Origin of the sequence: Micromonospora sp. B9E7 (assembly GCF_039871815.1) — a bacterium.
In the GTDB taxonomy this organism is placed as follows: Bacteria; Actinomycetota; Actinomycetes; order Mycobacteriales; family Micromonosporaceae; genus Micromonospora.
Genome location: NZ_JBDPLX010000002.1, coordinates 454206 through 471238, shown reverse-complemented (window position 1 = coordinate 471238; position 17033 = coordinate 454206). Strand labels below are relative to the sequence as shown.

Genomic DNA, 17033 nt, shown 5'->3' with positions numbered 1-17033 from the left:
CGAGAGCAGGTGGCGCAGGGCCCTTCGGCCCGACCTATGACCGGCACCCCACCTCCCGGCCCGCCCCGGGTGCAGACCAGGATCACCGTGCCCGACTCGAAGATCATGGTCAATCTGCTCGGCGCAGGCGACGAGATCCTCCGACTCGTCGAACGCTCGGTCAACAGTGACGTGCACGTCCGCGGCAACGAGATCACCATCACCGGTGACCCTGCGGACAACGCCCTCGCCGAGCGGGTCTTCAGCGAGCTGCTCGAACTCATCGAGAAAGGCGAGACCCTGACCACTGACGCCGTCCGGCGTACCGTCGGCATGCTCGAGCAGGGCAGCGCCGAGCGGCCCGCCGAGGTCCTGACGCTCAACATCCTCTCCCGTCGCGGGCGCACCATCCGACCCAAGACCCTCGGTCAGAAGCGCTACGTCGACGCGATCGACTCGAACACCATCGTCTTCGGCATCGGCCCGGCCGGCACCGGCAAGACCTACCTGGCGATGGCGAAGGCCGTCCAGGCGTTGCAGGCCAAGCAGGTCAACCGGATCATCCTGACCCGGCCGGCGGTCGAGGCGGGCGAGCGGCTGGGCTTCCTGCCCGGCACGCTCAACGAGAAGATCGACCCGTACCTGCGCCCGCTCTACGACGCGTTGCACGAGATGCTCGACCCGGAGACGATCCCGAAGCTGATGGCCCAGGGGACGATCGAGGTCGCGCCACTGGCGTACATGCGGGGCCGTACGCTCTCCGACGCGTTCATCATCCTGGACGAGGCGCAGAACACCACGCCCGAGCAGATGAAGATGTTCCTCACCCGGCTCGGTTTCAACTCCAAGATCGTCGTCACCGGTGACGTCACCCAGGTGGACCTTCCCGGCGGGACGACCAGCGGTCTGCGGGTGGTCCGCGAGATCCTGGAGAACGTCGAGGATGTGCACTTCGCCCAGTTGTCCAGCTCCGACGTGGTCCGCCACCGGCTGGTCGGGGAGATCGTCGACGCGTACGCCCGCTGGGACGCCGAGCGGGAGAACCAGCAGGCGCAGGGCGTCCATGCCGTGCCCGGGCGACCCGCCCAGGGCGGCCGGGCCGCCCGCCGCCGCTAAAGCAGAGGAAAGCAGTTGTCCATCGAGATCGCCAACGAGTCCGGTGTCGACGTCGACACCGACGCCGTGCTCGCCGTCGCCCGGCACGCCCTCGACGAGATGGGGGTCAACCCCCTCGCCGAGCTGTCCGTGCTGTTGGTCGACGTCGAATACATGACCGAGCTGAACCACCACTGGATGGGTGGCGACGGCCCGACCGACGTGCTCGCCTTCCCCATGGACGAGGGCAGCGTCGACCACGGCCCGGGTGAGTCCGCGCCGGCCGGCGGCGAGCCTGCCCTGCTCGGCGACATCGTGCTGTGCCCCGAGGTCGCGGCCAAGCAGGCGGCGACCGCCGGGCACGCGCCCGCCGACGAGCTGCACCTGCTCACTGTGCACGGGGTGCTGCACCTGCTCGGCTACGACCACGCCGAGCCGGAGGAGGAGCGGGAGATGTTCGGGCTCCAGGCCCGACTGCTGGCCAGCTGGCGGTCGACCCGTACCCAGTGATGTCCACTCCTCCGTTACTCGCGGCCGGTGCCACCGCCGGCCTTCCTGACCTGCAGCTGATCGTCTTCGCGGCCGGCCTGGTGGTGTTGGCGGGTCTGATCGCGATGACCGAGGCGGCCCTCGCCGCGGTCTCGCCGGCCCGAGCCGCCGAGTTGGCCCGCGACGGTGTGCGTGGTGCCCGGACCCTCCAGGTCGTTGCCGGTGACGTCGTCCGGCACCTCAACCTGCTCCTGCTGTTGCGGCTGCTCGCCGAGCTGACCGCCACCACGCTTGTGGCGTTGGTCGCGGTGGACAGCTTCGGTGCCGGCTGGCGGGCCGCGCTGGTGACCGCCGGCGCGATGACAGTGGTCAGCTTCGTGGTGGTCGGCGTCGCGCCGCGCACCATCGGCCGGCAGCACGCGTACGCCGTGGGTCGTGCGGTCGCGCCGATGGTCCGCTGGCTGGGCCGGGCGCTCAACCCGCTCGCGTCGTTGCTGATCCTGATCGGCAACGCGGTCACCCCGGGGCGTGGCTTCCGGGAGGGGCCGTTCGCCACCCAGGTGGAGTTGCGGGAGCTGGTCGACCTGGCCGAGCAGCGCGGCGTGGTCGAGCACGGCGAGCGTCAGATGATCCATTCGGTCTTCGCGCTCGGCGACACCATCGCCCGCGAGGTGATGGTGCCGCGTACCGAGATGGTGTGGATCGAGGAGGGCAAGACGCTGGCGCAGGCGCTGGCGCTCTTCCTGCGCTCCGGTTTCTCCCGCATTCCGGTGATCGGCGAGAGTGTCGACGACGTGCTGGGTGTGCTCTACCTCAAGGACCTGATCCGCCGCTCCCGGGGCGGCGACCCGCAGGCCGAGCAGTTGCCGGTGGCCGAGTTGATGCGCCCGGCGACCTTCGTGCCGGAGTCCAAGCCGGTCGACGACCTGCTGTCGGAGATGCAGGCGGCCCGCAACCACCTGGTCATCGTCGTCGACGAGTACGGCGGCACCGGCGGTCTGGTCACCATCGAGGACATCCTGGAGGAGATCGTCGGTGAGATCACCGACGAGTACGATGTCGAACGCCCGCCCGTCGAACGCCTGGCGGACTCCTCGGTGCGGGTGACCGCCCGCCTGCCGGTGGAGAACCTGGGCGAGATGTTCGAGACCGACCTGCCCACCGACGAGGTGGAGACGGTCGGTGGCCTGCTTGCCCAGTCGCTGGGGCGGGTGCCGATCCCCGGCGCGGAGGCCGAGGTCGCCGGCCTCCGGTTGGTCGCCGAGGGCACCACCGGCCGGCGTAACCGGATCGACACCGTCCTGGTCAGCCGGGTTGAGCCGGGCCACGAACAGGACACCGCGGGGCGTGGCGAGCACGCCGACCCCGGGGACGACACGGACAACTACCGAGACGACGAGAGGCAATCCGCCGATGCCTGACACACCCGCCGCGCCTGCCGCCCAACCCACCCCCATCGCGTCAGCCGCGCTGAGCGCCGAGGACGGCAAGCTCGTCGTCCTGGCCCGGGGCGCCCGCGCACGGGTCGGTGCCGTGGAGGGCGCCGCGGTGCGGGATCAGGACGGCCGGACGTACGCGGCGGCCAGCGTCGCGCTGCCCTCGCTGACCCTCACCGCGTTGCAGTTGGCGGTCGCGTCGGCGGTGGCGGCCGGGGCGAGCCGGCTGGAGGCCGCGGCGGTGGTGACCGAGGCGTCGACGCTGGACGGCGCCGGGCACGCGGCGGTGCGCGACCTCGCGGTGGACGCCCCGATCCACGTGGCCGCTCCCGACGGCACGGTTCTCGGCACGGTGACCCAGTGAGCCCCGTGCAGGACCCGGAGGCACGGCCGTACCGGGCCGGTTTCGGCTGCTTCGTCGGTCGGCCGAACGCGGGCAAGTCGACGCTGACCAACGCCATCGTCGGCACCAAGATCGCGATCACCTCGAACAAGCCGCAGACCACCCGGCACGTCATCCGGGCCGTGCTGCACCGCCCGGAGTCGCAGCTGGTCCTCGTGGACACCCCGGGTCTGCACCGCCCCCGTACGCTGCTCGGCGAGCGCCTCAACGACCTGGTCCGGTCCACCTGGACGGAGGTCGACGTGATCGGCCTGTGCATCCCGGCGGACGAGCCGGTCGGGCGCGGCGACCGGTTCATCACCGGCGAGTTGGCCGAGTTGAAGGCGACCGTGCTGGCGGTGGTCACCAAGACCGACCTGGTGGACAAGCGCCGCCTGGCGGAGCAGTTGCTCGCGGTGAGCGAGTTGGGGGAGTTCGCCGCGGTGGTGCCGGTGAGCGCGGTCTCCGGGCACCAGGTGGACACTCTGGTCGATGTGATGACCGGCTACCTGCCGCCGTCGCCGCAGCTCTACCCGGACGACATGCTGACCGACGACCCCGAGCAGGTGATGGTCGCGGAGCTGATCCGGGAGGCCGCCCTGGAGGGGGTCCGCGACGAGCTGCCGCACTCCATCGCCGTGGTGGTGGAGGAGATGATCCCCGAAGGTCAACTGATGAAGATCTACGCTGACGTGTACGTCGAGCGACCCAGCCAGAAGGCGATCGTCATCGGTCATCGGGCGAGTCGGCTCAAGGAGGTCGGCACCAACGCCCGCAGGCAGATCGAGGAGTTGCTGGGCAGCCGGGTCTATCTCGACCTGCACGTGCGGGTGGCGAAGGACTGGCAGCGCGACCCGAAGCAGCTGCGCAAGCTGGGCTTCTGATTCCACCGCACCGACCGGCCGGCCGATCGGGCCGGCCGGCGCGGGCACGGCTGTCGCCGTACCTCATGGTCGTCTTCGGTCATGCCGGTGGAAAGATTCACGTTTGGTCGGGGTTGCTGGCCGTTTCACGCGGGCACCGCGCAGGGTAGGGGAATTACGCCCCGCGTCCCCGACCGAGATGCAGGCTGATGCGCAACAGGTACCTTGATCTGCTCCGTTTCCTGGCCATCGTCCGAGTGGTCGTCTACCACGTGACGGGGTGGGCGACCCTCACCCTCGTCTTCCCTGCCATGTCGGTGATGTTCGCGCTGGCCGGTTCGTTGATGGCCGCGTCGCTGACCCGTTCCGGGCCGGCGGCGGTCGGGCGTCGACTGCGCCGGCTGCTCCCGTCGTTGTGGGTGCTCGCGGCGGTCTTCGTGCCCGCCATGCTGCTCACCGGGATGCCGGTGAGCCCTCGGGTGCTGCTGTGGGTGTTCCCGATCGCCGACCCGCCGGCCAACAACTGGGGCGCCCTGGCACTGAGCGTCATCTGGTACCTGCGCGACTACCTGTGGTTCGTGCTCGCCTCACCTGTCGCGTACTGGCTGTTCCGGCGTGCCCCGCTGCCCACCCTGCTCGCCCCGTACCTCATCCTGGTGGCGATCGAGGCGGGGATCTACCCCGCGCCACCGGTGCTGCGCGAGTTCGGGCTCTACTTCGGAGCGTGGATGCTGGGCTTCGCCCATCACGCCGGGATGCTGCGTCGGCTCTCCGGCCGGGTGCTGTACCCGTTGGCGCTCGCCCTCGCGGTGGGCGGCGGCGCCTGGATCGTCGGGCATCCCGGGCCACGTGGGTACGACCTGAACGACAACCACCTGGGCAACGCCCTCTGGTCGGCCGCGTTCATCCTGGTCGTCCTGGGTCGGGCTCCCTCCGGGGTGGCCTGGCTGAGTCGAAGCCGGCTGGCCGACCGGGCGGTGACCGTGGTCAACCGGCGGGCGCTCACCATCTATCTCTGGCACATGCCGTTCGTGGTGGCGCTCACCCCGCTGGTCGACGTGGTGGGTTGGTCCCACCAGGATCCGGTGGGGCTGGCCATCCGGGTGTTGCTGGTCTTCGCGCTGGTCGGGTTGGTCACCCTCGCCGTCGGCTGGGTCGAGGACGTCGCCGCCCGCCGCCGCCCGGAGTTGGTCCCCGGTGGCCCCAGGCGATCGGCCGAGGTGGCTGCCCCCGACGGTGCGCAGCCGAGCGCCCGGCCCGGTGCTCGGCCGGCCGGGCGTGTCCTCGACCGGGCCGTGGTGCCGGCCCAGCGGTCGGCCGGGAAGCCGGCCACCGTCGACGTCAACGCTGGCTGATCGTCACGTTGCCGCTGCCGGCTGAACCGTCGAGCACCAGGGACGCGGCCGGGTCGTCGGCGACGGTGACCCGCGCGTCACCGGAGCCCGCGCCGGAGCGCACCCGGTAGCTGCCCGGCGGCACCAGCAACATCACATCGCCGCTGGACGCGTGCGCCCGCGCCGCGGCCGGTTTGTCCAGCTCGACGGTGACATTGCCGGAGCCGGCTTCGGCATCCGTCGTGCCACCGAGCCGCCGTGCGGTGATGTCGCCGGATCCGGCGCGCAGGCGGACGGCCCCGCTCACCTCGCTCACGTCGATGTTGCCGGAGCCCGTCTCGACTCCGACCGCGCCGGACGCGCCGACGACCCGTACGTCGCCGGAGCCCAGCCGCAGATCCACCGTGCCGACCCGGCTCAGCTCGACGTCGCCGGAGCCGGACTCGCCCTGGAGGGTCACGCCCTCCGGCACGGTCACCTCGTAGGAGACGCTGCACCGGTCGCCACAGTCGGTGTCCAGCACCAGTTCGCTGCCCTTGATCTCGTACCGGGCCTGGGGCTCGCCGCCCTGGTAGCGCACCACCCGCTTGATCCGCGCCTCCGCCGCCGTGCCGGTGCCTCGGACGACCACGTCGCCGGCCCCGGGCAGCACCCGGATGGAGGTGATCTTCACCGGCTCGGTGTCGTCGTAGTCGAGCCGGCGCATGGCCAGGTTGTCACACCCGGCAAGCACGATGAGGGTGGTTGCCAGCCCCAGGGCGACGGGGGCGGCGGCGCGACGACGGAGACCGCCGGTGGTCGGTTGCATTGCCATGCTCAGCACGCTACGGCCGGTGAAGAGCCGCGCGCATCGGGGTTCAACCGCGCATCCACCCCGAACCAACCCTGATTTCACACCCCGAGGGAGAATGGCCCGATGGCCGGGTATCGCCGACAGCTCTACCGCGACGACGCGGTGGTGCTGCGTGTGCAGAAACTCGGCGAGTCCGACCGGATCATCACCCTGCTCACCCGTCGACACGGCCGGCTGCGCGCGGTTGCCCGAGGGGTCCGCCGCACCACCAGCAAGTTCGGCGCACGGCTGGAACCGTTCGGCCACGTCGACCTTCAGCTCGCCGGTGATCCGAAGGGCAACCACGGCAGTTCTCTGCACACCGTCAGCCAGGTCGAGGGCATCGACCTGTACGGCAAACGGTTCCTGGGGGACTACCCCCGCTACACGGCGGCCAGTGCGATCGCCGAGACCGCCGAGCGGTTGACCCCGGTGGAGCGGGAGCCGTCGCTGCGGCTGTTCCAGCTCACCCTGGGCGCGCTGAAGGCGCTGTCCCGGGGCGAGCACGCCACCACCCTGGTGCTCGACGCGTACCTGCTGCGGGGGATGGCTCTCGCGGGTTGGGCACCGGCGCTGATCGCCTGCGCGGTCTGCGGCACCCCGGGTCGGCACCGGGCGTTCTCCGTGCCGGCCGGCGGCGCGGTCTGTCCGGACTGTCGGCCACCCGGCGCGGCCCACCCCGCGCCGGCCACCATCGATCTGATGTCCGCGCTGACCACCGGCGACTGGGTGCTCGCCGACGCCACCGACTCCGGGGTACGCCGGGAGTGCAGTGGGCTGGTCGCGGCTCACCTGCAGTGGCATCTGGAACGCGCGCTACGCTCGCTGCCGCTGGTCGACCGGGGTCCCTCGGCGGCCGGCGCGGCCTCGCCGCCGGAAGGCACCGGAGCCGTGGTGCTCCGGCCACGTGGCGACGTCGAGGCCGGGGCGGACGGCGCGAACAGGGAGTGACCCGAGTGATCCGATCGAAGAAGGCCAACCGGCGCGAGCCGACGCCGCCGACACCACACCCGTCCGGCGCCCGGCCGCCAGCGCTGCCCACCGAGGCGGTACCGAGGCACGTGGCGGTGGTGATGGACGGCAACGGTCGGTGGGCCAAGGACCGCGGCCTGCCCCGTACCAAGGGGCACGAGGCGGGGGAGCACAGCCTCTTCGACACCATCGAGGGCGCCATCGAGATGGGCATCCCGTACCTGTCGGCGTACGCGTTCTCGACCGAGAACTGGCGGCGCTCGCCGGACGAGGTCCGGTTCCTGATGGGGTTCAACCGGGACGTGATCCGTCGCCGCCGTGACCAGTTGGTCGACCTCGGTGTCCGGGTGGTCTGGTCGGGTCGACCCGGGCGGTTGTGGAAGAGTGTCATCTCCGAGCTGCAGACCGCCGAGGAGATGTCCCAGGGCAATTCGACGCTCACCCTGCAGTTCTGCGTCAACTACGGCGGGCAGGCCGAGATCGGCGACGCCGCCGCCGCGATCGCGCGGGACGTGGCGGCCGGCCGGCTGGACCCGGCGAAGGTCACCGAGAAGACCGTCGCGAAGTACCTCTACCACCCGGAGATTCCGGAGGTGGACCTGTTCCTGCGCCCTTCCGGGGAGGAGCGGATCTCCAACTTCCTGCTCTGGCAGACCGCGTACGCCGAGTTGGTCTTCCTGGACACGCTCTGGCCCGACTTCGACCGCCGCCACCTCTGGTACGCGTGCGAGCTGTACGCGCAGCGGGACCGGCGCTTCGGCGGCGCGCTGCCCAACCCGGTCGCCCCGGTTCTGAGCTGACGCGCTTACCCGCACGTCACTCTGGGTATCAGTGACGTCAGAAGCCACTGACGGAGGTGAACCCACATGATCCAGAAGCGCATTGCCCAGTGGGCGGTGATGGCGGTCGCGGTGCCACTCGCGGCTGCCGGTGCCCGCCGGCTCAGCCACACCCTGGAGGCCCGCCGTGGTCCCTCCGGAGCGACTCGGCTGCTGACCAGGGGCGCTGACCTGATCCGCCCGCAGAAGGCCAAGCGCCGCCGCTTCTTCTGACCCCGATCGACAGGCGCCGCCCGCACCCGTGCGGGCGGCGCCGTGCTGTGCGGCCCATGACCCAGTCGATCATGGAGTTGTGGTGGCCTTTTCAGGTGCTTTCGCGACTTTTATTCACCACCACAACTCCATGATCGGCACGCCCAGGCGTTGAGGGTCGTCGTGCGGTGGGTGGGTGCGTGGGTTTCGCCGGATGCTGGGGATTGGCGGCGGGTAGGGTCCGGAGAGGGCGGGCCGACGGCGGTTGGAGTGCGCATGCGGGATCTCCGGTACAAGATGATCATGGCGTTGAACGCGGCCGATCTGGGTGACCCGATCTGCGAGCAGGTGGCCGACATCTGTGCCGAGATCGCCGAGCAGCACTGCGCCGAGTTCGGCCACACACCGCAGCTCCGTTCCGGCGAGATCGCCGAGCTGGCCAGCGGAGAGCCGGCCCTGACCTGGGCGCCGTCGACCCCCGACGCCGGGCAGCGTGCCTGGTGACCGCTCCGGCCCCAGCGGTCGACGTCCGTCGTGGCGCGGACCGCTTCGCCACCCGGATCTCCTGGCTGGACTCCAACCACTCGTTCTCGTTCTCCCGGCACTACGACCCGGCCAACACCCACCACGGCCTGCTGCTGGTCAACAACGACGACGTGGTTCGACCGGGTGCCGGCTTCGAGACCCACCCGCACCAGGACATGGAGATCGTCACCTGGGTGCTCCGTGGCTCCCTGGTGCACCAGGACTCCACCGGGCACTCCGGGGTGATCTACCCGGGGCTGGCGCAGCGGATGAGCGCCGGCACCGGCATCCTGCACTCGGAGAAGAACGACGCCTGGCGGCTCCACAACCAGGAACCGCACAGCGACCCGGTCCACTTCGTGCAGATGTGGGTGCTCCCCGACGAGCAGGGCGTCGACCCCGGCTACGAGCAGTTGGAGATCGAGGACGAGCTGCTCCGCGGCGGCCTGGTGCCGATCGCCTCCGGGATGGACCGCTACGACGGAGCGTCCGCGATCCGGATCCGCAACCGGTACGCGACGCTGCACGCTGCCCGACTCGCCCCCGGCGACGAGGTCACCATCCCCGACGCGCCCTTCGTGCACCTGTACGTGCCCAACGGCACGGTCACCCTGGAGGGCAGCGGGCCACTCGGCACCGGCGACGCGGCCCGGCTGACCATGACCGGCAGCCGACGGGTCACCGCCGACGAGCCGGCCGAGATCCTCGTCTGGGAAATGCACGCGACGATCAACTGACGGGTGCCGGCGCGCACCCGTCGTCTTCGGTGATCGTGCTCGAACATGGATGTAGTGGCCTCCGCGAAAGAGGGAGGCCACTACATCATGGATCGAGCACGATCTTGCCGTGGGCCGTGGGCCGTGGGCCGTGGGCCGTGGGCCGTGGGCCGTGGGCCGTGGGCCGTGGGCCGTGGGCCGTGGGCCGTGGGCCGTGGGCCGTGGGCTTGTTACGCCGGGGACTCGGTGCGGTCGGCGGCCCAGGTGGTGTGGAACGAGCCGTCCCGGTCCACCCGCTGGTAGGTGTGCGCGCCGAAGTTGTCCCGCAGGCCCTGGATCAGCGCGGCGGGCAACCGCTCGGCGCGTAGCGCGTCGAAGTACGCCAGCGACGACGAGAACGCGGGCGTCGGCACACCGGCCCGGGTCGCGTCGCCCACCACCCGTCGCCAGCTCGGCACTCCGGCCGCGACAGCCTCGGCGAAGTACGGTGCCACCAGCAGCGTCGGCAGGTCGGGCTGCTGGTCGTACGCCTCGCGGATGCGGTCGAGGAAGCGGGCCCGGATGATGCAGCCGCCCCGCCAGATCGTCGCCGTGCCGCCGAGGTCGATGTCCCAGTCGTACTCCTGGCTGCCGGCCCGGATGTGGTCGAAGCCCTGCGCGTACGCGACGATCTTGGAAGCGAGCAGCGCCCGGCGGACGTCCTCGACGAACGCGTCCCGGTCGGCGACCTGCCACTTCTCACCCGCGTCCGGGAAAGCCCGGCGGGCCGCCTCTCGCTGGTCGACGTGGCCGGAGAGCGAACGGGCGAAGGTCGCCTCAGCGATCCCGGTGATCGGGATGCCCAGGTCAAGGGCACTCTGCACGGTCCACCGACCGGTGCCCTTCTGCTCGGCCCGGTCCTGCACGACGTCCACGAACGGTCGGCCGGTCTCCGCGTCGGTGTGCGCGAGCACATCGGCGGTGATCTCGATGAGGAACGACTCCAGCTCGCCGTTGTTCCAGTCGCGGAAGATCTCGGCGATCTCCGCCGGCTTGGCGTCCAGACCGGAGCGGAGCAGGTCGTACGCCTCGGCGATGAGCTGCATGTCGGCGTACTCGATGCCGTTGTGCACCATCTTGACGAAGTGCCCGGCGCCGTCCGGCCCGACGTGCATGCAGCACGGCACACCGTCCACCTGCGCGGCGATCTTCTCGAACATCGGCCCGAGCTTGGCGTACGACTCGGCGGAGCCGCCCGGCATGATGCTCGGACCGAGCAGCGCGCCCTCCTCACCACCGGAGACGCCGGTGCCGCTGAAGTGCAGCCCCTGCGCGCGCAGCGCCTCCTCCCGGCGGCGGGTGTCGGCGAAGTGGGCGTTGCCGCAGTCGACGACGATGTCGCCCTCCTCCAGCAGCGGCACCAACTCGTCGATCACCGCGTCGGTGGGCGCACCGGCCTTGACCATGACGATGACCGCGCGCGGTCGTTCCAGTGACGCCACGAAATCGGCCATCGTCTCGCCCGGCACGAAGGTGCCCTCGTCGCCGTGCTCCGCGACCAGGCTGCGGGTGCGCTCCGGCGAGCGGTTGTGCACCGCCACCGTGAAGCCGTTGCGGGCCAGGTTGCGGGCCACGTTGCGACCCATCACCGCCAACCCGGTCACACCGATCTGTGCCCTCGCCTGCTCAGCCATCCGTGCCGCCACCTCTCGTCACCACTATTGGCGTTTCGAACCTATCGTGATGTGGGCCGATCCGGGACCAGTGATCCACCCTCTGATACTCCGGGTGGCGGCAGAGCTGCCGACGGTGGTGGAGGCCGGCGCGACCGGTCAACCCTCGGCGAGACGGGCCTCGATCCGGGCGACCTTCCCGCTGAGCGCGTCGGTGACCCCGGGCCGCACATCGGCCTTGAGCACCACGCTCACCCGGGGCGCCCGCGCGGCGACCACGTCGACCGCCTGCTTCACCACCGCCATCACCTCGTCCCACTCACCCTCGACGGTGGTGAACATGGCATCGGTCCGGTTGGGCAGGCCGGACGCACGGACCACCCGCACCGCCTCGGCGACCAGGTCACCCACGGAGTCGTCACCGCCGAGCGGGGTGATCGAGAACGCGATCAGCATGTGCCGATCGTGCCAGTAATTCGGGTGCGCGTCCGGCCGGGCGGTGGTTAGAGTTCGGGCATGCGTAACTGACGCCCCATCTTCCGAGCCGGCCCGCCGCCCCGCGCCGCGGTCCGTGCGCTCCCGGGCGTCCGCATTTTCCGCCACCGCCGCCATGCCGGTGGCCGTCGTGGTCGATCCGGGGCCGATCCGTCCGCCAGAGCCGGGCTATCTCCAGCCCGGCCGTCGTTCAGCCGCGAACCGCGCCGGTCCACCGTGCGTCGCGACCGTCCCCGGTCGCTGTGCGCCTGCCGGCCAGGCTCGCCCGAAAAGGAGGCCAGGGTGCCCACCAGGCGACAACCGAAGAAATCCCGTACCCCGGAAACCGCGCCGAGCGTCGAGGACCTGACGCCGGCCAACCTGGACCAGGTGGTGGTCCTGCCCGCGGTGCCACCGCTGCCGATCGAGGGCGCCGAGCCGGCGGCCCGGTCGGCTCCGCCCAAGGCCGGCCCACCGGTTGCCCACGGCAGGTCCGCGGCGGGTCGCGGCAGCCAGCGGGCCGGTCAGACCCGCCGGTACGCCTTCCGGCGGAGCTGATCGGTGAAGCCGGCGGCCGGCTGACCGGCCGCCGCTCCCGGTGTGCGGTCCGTCGCCGACAGCGACGGACCGCACACCGTCCTCAGTGATCGGCGCAGCAGGGTGTGGGGTCGGGCACCTCGAACGGAGCGACACCCCCCGAGTGGTGCGGCATCGCCACCAGCACGAGTTGACCGTCGCGCCACTGCGGTCGGACGAAGTCCCGGGTGTCCAGCGGCACCTCGGACCCCGCCGTCGTCCCGCCGAGCAGCGCGACCCGCTCGATGGCACTCAGGCCGACCACCTCCCCGACGGTCAGCGTGCCGACCATCCGAGCGACGCCGGGATAGAGCACCGCCCGACCGGACCGGCGGGCCGCGTGTTCGGCTGCCGCCTGGTCAGCGGCTGCCCGCAGCTCCGGCGGGGTGGCGGGCAAACCGGTCAACCGGTCCGGCGCCACTGCCACGGCGACGCTGAGCGCCACATGCGGATACGGCGCGGTAACCAGGTGCGTGCAGGCCACCAGGTCCGGCAGGTCGAGCGACCCGAGCTGATCGGTCAGCCAGTGCTCGGCCTCCCGCACCGTCCGGTGCCCCAGGCTGAGGCCCAGGATCACAGCGGCAGCACCCAGATCGGGTTGGCGTAGAACCACAGGTCCTCCCACGGGTCCGCTGCGCCGGTGACGTCCAGCGCCGGGCCGAACGGGTCGACTCCCGCGCCCATCAGGCCCGGCTGGCTGCGCTTGCCGTCGGTGCCCCGGACCCGCAGGTAGAACGGCTCGTCCACCCGGCCGAAGGAGTAGGTGAAGGAGACCTTGCCGGTGCCCTTGGCGACCTCGAAGGACTTCACCACCTTCGTGTTGGGGGCGGTGAACGCGTCCTTGTCGGCGACCGCGCCGGTCACCTTGCCGGCGATCACGTCGACCCGGCTGAGCACCGGCACGAACTGCGACCAGTTCGGGGTGTCCGCCAGGTCGATGTCGATCGTCACCTCGACGCGCGTACCGCGCTTGACCCGCAGCACACCACCGAGCGGCGTACCCGACTCCCGGCGTCGGTCACCGGCGACCCGGGCCCGGACGTCGAGGGCCTTGATCAGGCCGGCGTGGTCCACCCAGACCCGGCCGGCCCGCAGGGCGTCCATGACGGCGCGGTAGCTGAACGAACTGGCCCCGACATGGGTACGGCTGTACTGGCCGGGCCAGTAGTCGCCGGCGGTGGTGTTCAGCGGGCCGTACACCGGGTCGTTGTGCTTGCCGTTGAGGTCGAAGTTGCCGTCCGGCCCCCGCTGGGAGGTGGTCAGGTAGTTGACGTGCGAGTCGGAGTTCGCGCTGATCCACCAGGCCCGGCCCTCGGCGAGCAGGCTGTCCCAGAGCCCGCCGACGGTGGAGGTCATCCAGTCGAACCCGCCCCAGGTGCGGTAGCTCTCCAGCGGGTAGCCGGGGAACGACGCGGGGGACGGGTTGTTGTCGTAGTAGCCACGGGCGCGGCCGCCACCGGGCAGCCCGGCGGCCTGGTGGCCGGGAGCGCCCTCCATGCCGATCGCCACGCTCGGGTCGGCGTCCCGCCAGGCGCGGATCTCGTGAGGAGAGTCGATGCCCCGCCGGGCCGGGTGGTTCGCCAGGAACAGCGCCCCCTCGACGCGGCGCTTGCGAACCGCCTCGCCGAGGAACTTGATGCCGGCGATGGCGAGCGCCTCGTTGGCAGGGGTGTTGTCACCAGCGTTCTTGACGGTGCCGTCGAAGGCGTTTTCGAACTCCTTGAGGACGGCGACCTCGTTGCGTCCCGGGTGGACGAACACGGTGGCGTGCTCGGCGGCCGGGATGTTCCACTCCAGGCCCTGGTAGATCAGCAGGTCCTTGAGCTGGGCACGCGCCGCGACGATGTCCGGGTTCACCTTATCCACGCCGATCTTGGCGTGGGCGACGCTGCCGTGGTCGGTGACGACCATCCAGTCCAGGCCGTACGCCTTGGCGTGCTGGGCCTGGTCGACCACCCGGTACATGGCGTCGGAGCTGTACTGGGTGTGGATGTGGTGGTCGCCGGCCAGCCACTGGAACTCGCCGGTGCTGCCGTGGTCACCGCCGGGGCCGTGGTCGTGGTCCTTGCCGGAGGCGAACGCGGGCGTACCGGCGGCCAGCACGCTGGTGGCGGCGCCGGCTCCGAGTAGACCGGCATTGCGCAGGAAGCCGCGCCGGCTGAGGTCCGCGGGTGCCAGTTCCACGTCCGGGACGGACTGGTCGAGCGCCGGAGGCAGATCGCCGCCCCCGCCGAAATCGTGATCGTGGTGATGCGCGTGGCCGTGGCCCATGTGCTGCTCCAGTCGGGTCAGGAGTTTTGTCCGCGAAACAATCTCGTCCGGTCGGGGGAACGGTGTGTGTCCCGCGTACGACCGACATGCGAACATGCGACTCCGACCATGCTTCGGCCAGACGGCGTTGGGCAGTGCCGTGCGAGTCAGCCGATCAGGGGCCGGAAGGCGCCGAGCAGCACACTTGTCGTGAGGGCCGCGCCGGCCAGCGCGACCGCCCCGACGATGAGCAGTGTGTCGGCAAGGCCGAAACGCTGGCGGCGGGCGACGGTACGAGGTGTGCCGGCGTCGAAGCCCCGGGCGTCCATCGCCACGGCCAGTCGGGTGCCCCGGCGGATCGCCCCGACCAGCAGCGCGAACGCGGTGGAGGCGAACAGTCGCAGCTTGGCCAACGGGTTGCGTCCCGCGTCGACGCCCCGCGCCCGCCGCGCCATGCTGATCATCTGCCACTCCTGACCGAGCAGTGGCACCAGCCGGAACGCGGCCAGCGCCCCGATGGCGAACCGGGCCGGCGCCTTCGCGTTCTGGATCAGCGCGTCGGCCAGGTCGGTGGGGTCGGTGGTCGCGAAGACGATCACTCCGGGCAGGGCCACCGCGAAGACCCGCAGTACCAGGCCGAGCGCGGTGAGCAGCACGCCGGTACTCACGAACACCGGTCCCGCGTCCAGCAGGACCCGGCCGGACCGGTCGGCGGCGAAGAGCACCAGGGTGACCAGGATGCCGGCGGCGCTGAGGAGCAGTGGCCAGGCCCGTCGCGCCAGCACCCGGTAGCGGATGCCGAACAGCGGCAGCACGGCGAGTTCGAGCGCGATGGCGATCGCCGGGGCCACCGGGTCCAGGGTGGCCAGCAGGGTGAACGAGAAGACCAGAGCTGCGGCGACCTTCGCCACCGGGTTGCGGCGGGCCAGCGGCGCACCGGGCGCGGCGACCGGCTCGATGCTGATCATCGGTCGTCGCCCGAGGCTGGTAGCAGGGTGACGCTGCGGTCGGCGAGCGCGGCGACGAAATCCGCGTCGTGGGTGACCGCGACCACGCCGTGTCCGGCGTCGCGCAGGTCGGCGAAGAGGTCGACCAGCTCCCGCCAGGTCCGCCGGTCCTGGCCGAAGGTGGGTTCGTCGCAGATCAAGAGACGGGGCGCGGTGGCCAGGGCGGTCGCCACGCTGAGCCGCCGCGCCTCACCACCCGAGAGGGTGTACGGGTTGGCAGCGGCGAGTCTGGCCAGCCGCAGCCGTTCCAGCAGCCCGGCCACGGTCTCCTTGACGGCCGACTCGGGTTGACCGGTCCGGCGCGGGCCGAGCGCCAGCTCGTCGAAGACCGTGCTCGTGACGAACTGGTGCTCCGGGTCCTGGAAGACCGACCCGATCCGTCGTGCCAGGGCGGGGGCGCGCCAGCGGTGCGGGGGAGTGCGGTGGTCCGTGCCGGCCAACTCCGGAGACGCGGTGACCCGCCCGGTGCCCGGCCGGAGCAGTCCGCCGAGCAGCAACGCCAGGGTGGATTTGCCGGCGCCGTTGGGTCCGCGTACGGCGAGTGCCTCGCCGGCGCGTACCGCCAGGTCGGTGGGGGCCAGCCGGGGTGGCAGGCCGAGCCGGTCGGCGGTGAGCAACAGCTCCCCGGCCGCGGCGCTGGCCGGACGGGGCGCGATGGGGTGACCCGGCACCCACACCCCCTCGGCGGCCAGGGCGGCACCGTGGGCGGCGAAGACGGCCTCGGGTGTGCCGTCCGCGCGGACCCCGCCGCCGGGTTCCAGGACGACCACCCGGTCGACCAGCGGCAGCGCCTCGGTGACCCGGTGCTCGACCAGGATCAGCGTGGTGTCGGCGTCCAGCGCGCGGGTCACCGCCTGCCGGATCAGCTCGGCCCCGGCCGGGTCGAGATTGGCGGTCGGCTCGTCGAGCAGCAGCAGGCCGGGGCGCAGGGCGAGCGCGCCGGCCAGGGCGAGGCGTTGCTGCTCGCCGCCGGAGAGCGCGGCTGTGTTGCGGTCCCGGGGGTACGGGAAGCCGACCCGGCGCAGCGCCTCGTCCACCCGGGGCCAGATCTCGTCGGCCGGCACTCCCCGGTTCTCCAGCCCGAACGCGACGTCGTCGCCGCAGCGCGCCATCACGAGCTGGGTCTCCGGGTCCTGGAAGACGATGCCGACCCGTTCCCGTCCCTTGCGGGGGTCGAGCCCGTCGATCTCGACGGTGCCCTCCTGCTCGCCGGAGTCTTCGGGCAGCAGCCCGGCCAGGGCGCTGAGCAGGGTGCTCTTGCCGGCCCCGGAGGGCCCAAGAAGCAAAACCCGCTCCCCAGCCTCGACCCGCAGGTCAACCCCGCGCAGAGCCCAGGCCCGCCGCCCAGCGTGCCGCCACCCGAACCCGCGCAGCAGAACCCCGCCCACCAAACCCACCTCCTCCCAGGCCCCGGCTCCAC

At 71.5% G+C, this 17033-nt stretch carries 19 protein-coding genes; 12 read left to right on the top strand and 7 right to left on the bottom strand.

The window, feature by feature from the left end; all coding sequences use genetic code 11:
• The first annotated feature begins 36 nt into the window (after positions 1 to 36).
• From ABGB10_RS04875 to ABGB10_RS04850, 6 genes are all read left to right on the top strand, one after another.
• On the top strand, positions 37 to 1095 hold the full coding sequence (locus ABGB10_RS04875; protein WP_278141114.1) for a PhoH family protein: 1059 nt from the start codon (positions 37 to 39) through the stop codon (positions 1093 to 1095).
• 15 nt (positions 1096 to 1110) lie between these two features.
• Positions 1111 to 1584 (top strand): rRNA maturation RNase YbeY, encoded by a 474-nt coding sequence (gene ybeY / locus ABGB10_RS04870; RefSeq protein ID WP_347659627.1) that lies wholly within the window; start codon positions 1111 to 1113, stop codon positions 1582 to 1584.
• Positions 1560 to 2984 carry a hemolysin family protein gene (locus tag ABGB10_RS04865; RefSeq protein WP_347659707.1) on the top strand — a complete coding sequence of 475 codons (1425 nt, stop codon included), beginning with the start codon at positions 1560 to 1562 and terminating at the stop codon, positions 2982 to 2984. The genes ybeY and ABGB10_RS04865 overlap by 25 nt, the downstream gene beginning before the upstream one ends.
• Complete coding sequence (locus ABGB10_RS04860) at positions 2977 to 3363, top strand: cytidine deaminase (protein WP_347659626.1); 387 nt, start codon at positions 2977 to 2979, stop codon at positions 3361 to 3363. The genes ABGB10_RS04865 and ABGB10_RS04860 overlap by 8 nt, the downstream gene beginning before the upstream one ends.
• Positions 3360 to 4265 carry a GTPase Era gene (era, locus tag ABGB10_RS04855; protein WP_278141111.1) on the top strand — a complete coding sequence of 302 codons (906 nt, stop codon included), beginning with the start codon at positions 3360 to 3362 and terminating at the stop codon, positions 4263 to 4265. Before ABGB10_RS04860 ends, era begins: the two co-directional genes overlap by 4 nt.
• A gap of 188 nt (positions 4266 to 4453) precedes the next feature.
• Positions 4454 to 5599, top strand: coding sequence for an acyltransferase (locus tag ABGB10_RS04850; RefSeq protein WP_347659625.1), 1146 nt, complete (start codon positions 4454 to 4456; stop codon positions 5597 to 5599).
• On the opposite strand, the gene ABGB10_RS04845 is transcribed toward ABGB10_RS04850, so the two are convergent.
• Positions 5586 to 6392: a DUF4097 family beta strand repeat-containing protein gene (locus ABGB10_RS04845; protein WP_347659624.1), complete on the bottom strand. Its 807-nt coding sequence runs from the start codon at positions 6390 to 6392 to the stop codon at positions 5586 to 5588. The two genes, ABGB10_RS04850 and ABGB10_RS04845, sit on opposite strands and share 14 nt — an antisense overlap.
• Before the next feature lie 102 nt (positions 6393 to 6494).
• Here ABGB10_RS04845 and recO point away from each other — a divergent pair, with 102 nt between their 5' ends.
• From recO to ABGB10_RS04820, 5 genes are all read left to right on the top strand, one after another.
• A complete protein-coding gene (gene recO / locus ABGB10_RS04840; protein ID WP_347659623.1) occupies positions 6495 to 7361 on the top strand; it encodes a DNA repair protein RecO in 867 nt (288 codons plus the stop codon).
• A 5-nt stretch (positions 7362 to 7366) separates the two neighbouring features.
• Positions 7367 to 8182, top strand: coding sequence for an isoprenyl transferase (locus ABGB10_RS04835; protein ID WP_347659622.1), 816 nt, complete (start codon positions 7367 to 7369; stop codon positions 8180 to 8182).
• Between the two features lie 66 nt (positions 8183 to 8248).
• Positions 8249 to 8434 (top strand): hypothetical protein, encoded by a 186-nt coding sequence (locus ABGB10_RS04830; RefSeq protein WP_088988090.1) that lies wholly within the window; start codon positions 8249 to 8251, stop codon positions 8432 to 8434.
• Between the two features lie 255 nt (positions 8435 to 8689).
• On the top strand, positions 8690 to 8917 hold the full coding sequence (locus tag ABGB10_RS04825) for a thioredoxin reductase (protein WP_347659621.1): 228 nt from the start codon (positions 8690 to 8692) through the stop codon (positions 8915 to 8917).
• The gene (locus tag ABGB10_RS04820) at positions 8914 to 9675 is read left to right on the top strand and encodes a pirin family protein (RefSeq protein ID WP_347659620.1); all 762 of its coding nucleotides are present in this window, start codon (positions 8914 to 8916) and stop codon (positions 9673 to 9675) included. Before ABGB10_RS04825 ends, ABGB10_RS04820 begins: the two co-directional genes overlap by 4 nt.
• Before the next feature lie 209 nt (positions 9676 to 9884).
• Here the strand turns inward: ABGB10_RS04820 and gndA are convergent, their stop codons facing one another.
• Positions 9885 to 11327, bottom strand: coding sequence for an NADP-dependent phosphogluconate dehydrogenase (gene gndA, locus ABGB10_RS04815; RefSeq protein WP_347659619.1), 1443 nt, complete (start codon positions 11325 to 11327; stop codon positions 9885 to 9887).
• Between the two features lie 138 nt (positions 11328 to 11465).
• On the bottom strand, positions 11466 to 11762 hold the full coding sequence (locus ABGB10_RS04810) for a thiamine-binding protein (RefSeq protein ID WP_347659618.1): 297 nt from the start codon (positions 11760 to 11762) through the stop codon (positions 11466 to 11468).
• Between the two features lie 321 nt (positions 11763 to 12083).
• On the opposite strand from ABGB10_RS04810, the gene ABGB10_RS04805 reads away from it, so the two are divergent.
• Positions 12084 to 12338 carry a hypothetical protein gene (locus ABGB10_RS04805; protein ID WP_347659617.1) on the top strand — a complete coding sequence of 85 codons (255 nt, stop codon included), beginning with the start codon at positions 12084 to 12086 and terminating at the stop codon, positions 12336 to 12338.
• 82 nt (positions 12339 to 12420) lie between these two features.
• On the opposite strand, the gene ABGB10_RS04800 is transcribed toward ABGB10_RS04805, so the two are convergent.
• The 4 genes from ABGB10_RS04800 to ABGB10_RS04785 form a co-directional block, all read right to left on the bottom strand.
• Positions 12421 to 12933, bottom strand: a complete 513-nt coding sequence (locus ABGB10_RS04800; protein ID WP_347659616.1) for a hypothetical protein — start codon at positions 12931 to 12933, stop codon at positions 12421 to 12423.
• Positions 12930 to 14627 (bottom strand): PHP domain-containing protein, encoded by a 1698-nt coding sequence (locus tag ABGB10_RS04795; RefSeq protein WP_347659615.1) that lies wholly within the window; start codon positions 14625 to 14627, stop codon positions 12930 to 12932. Before ABGB10_RS04795 ends, ABGB10_RS04800 begins: the two co-directional genes overlap by 4 nt.
• A gap of 146 nt (positions 14628 to 14773) precedes the next feature.
• A complete protein-coding gene (locus tag ABGB10_RS04790; protein WP_347659614.1) occupies positions 14774 to 15574 on the bottom strand; it encodes an energy-coupling factor transporter transmembrane component T in 801 nt (266 codons plus the stop codon).
• On the bottom strand, positions 15571 to 17001 hold the full coding sequence (locus ABGB10_RS04785; protein WP_347659613.1) for an ABC transporter ATP-binding protein: 1431 nt from the start codon (positions 16999 to 17001) through the stop codon (positions 15571 to 15573). Before ABGB10_RS04785 ends, ABGB10_RS04790 begins: the two co-directional genes overlap by 4 nt.
• Positions 17002 to 17033 lie beyond the last annotated feature (32 nt).

Excerpts from the sequence above, each read along its gene's own strand:
- gndA (WP_347659619.1), bottom strand. The coding sequence starts at position 11,327 with ATGGCTGAGCAGGCGAGGGCACAGATCGGTGTGACCGGGTTGGCGGTG.
- ABGB10_RS04810 (WP_347659618.1), bottom strand. The coding sequence starts at position 11,762 with ATGCTGATCGCGTTCTCGATCACCCCGCTCGGCGGTGACGACTCCGTG.
- ABGB10_RS04825 (WP_347659621.1), top strand. The coding sequence starts at position 8,690 with ATGCGGGATCTCCGGTACAAGATGATCATGGCGTTGAACGCGGCCGAT.
- ABGB10_RS04830 (WP_088988090.1), top strand. The coding sequence starts at position 8,249 with ATGATCCAGAAGCGCATTGCCCAGTGGGCGGTGATGGCGGTCGCGGTG.
- ABGB10_RS04845 (WP_347659624.1), bottom strand. The coding sequence starts at position 6,392 with ATGGCAATGCAACCGACCACCGGCGGTCTCCGTCGTCGCGCCGCCGCC.
- ABGB10_RS04850 (WP_347659625.1), top strand. The coding sequence starts at position 4,454 with ATGCGCAACAGGTACCTTGATCTGCTCCGTTTCCTGGCCATCGTCCGA.
- ABGB10_RS04875 (WP_278141114.1), top strand. The coding sequence starts at position 37 with ATGACCGGCACCCCACCTCCCGGCCCGCCCCGGGTGCAGACCAGGATC.
- ABGB10_RS04795 (WP_347659615.1), bottom strand. The coding sequence starts at position 14,627 with ATGGGCCACGGCCACGCGCATCACCACGATCACGATTTCGGCGGGGGC.
- ABGB10_RS04860 (WP_347659626.1), top strand. The coding sequence starts at position 2,977 with ATGCCTGACACACCCGCCGCGCCTGCCGCCCAACCCACCCCCATCGCG.
- ABGB10_RS04790 (WP_347659614.1), bottom strand. The coding sequence starts at position 15,574 with ATGATCAGCATCGAGCCGGTCGCCGCGCCCGGTGCGCCGCTGGCCCGC.
- recO (WP_347659623.1), top strand. The coding sequence starts at position 6,495 with ATGGCCGGGTATCGCCGACAGCTCTACCGCGACGACGCGGTGGTGCTG.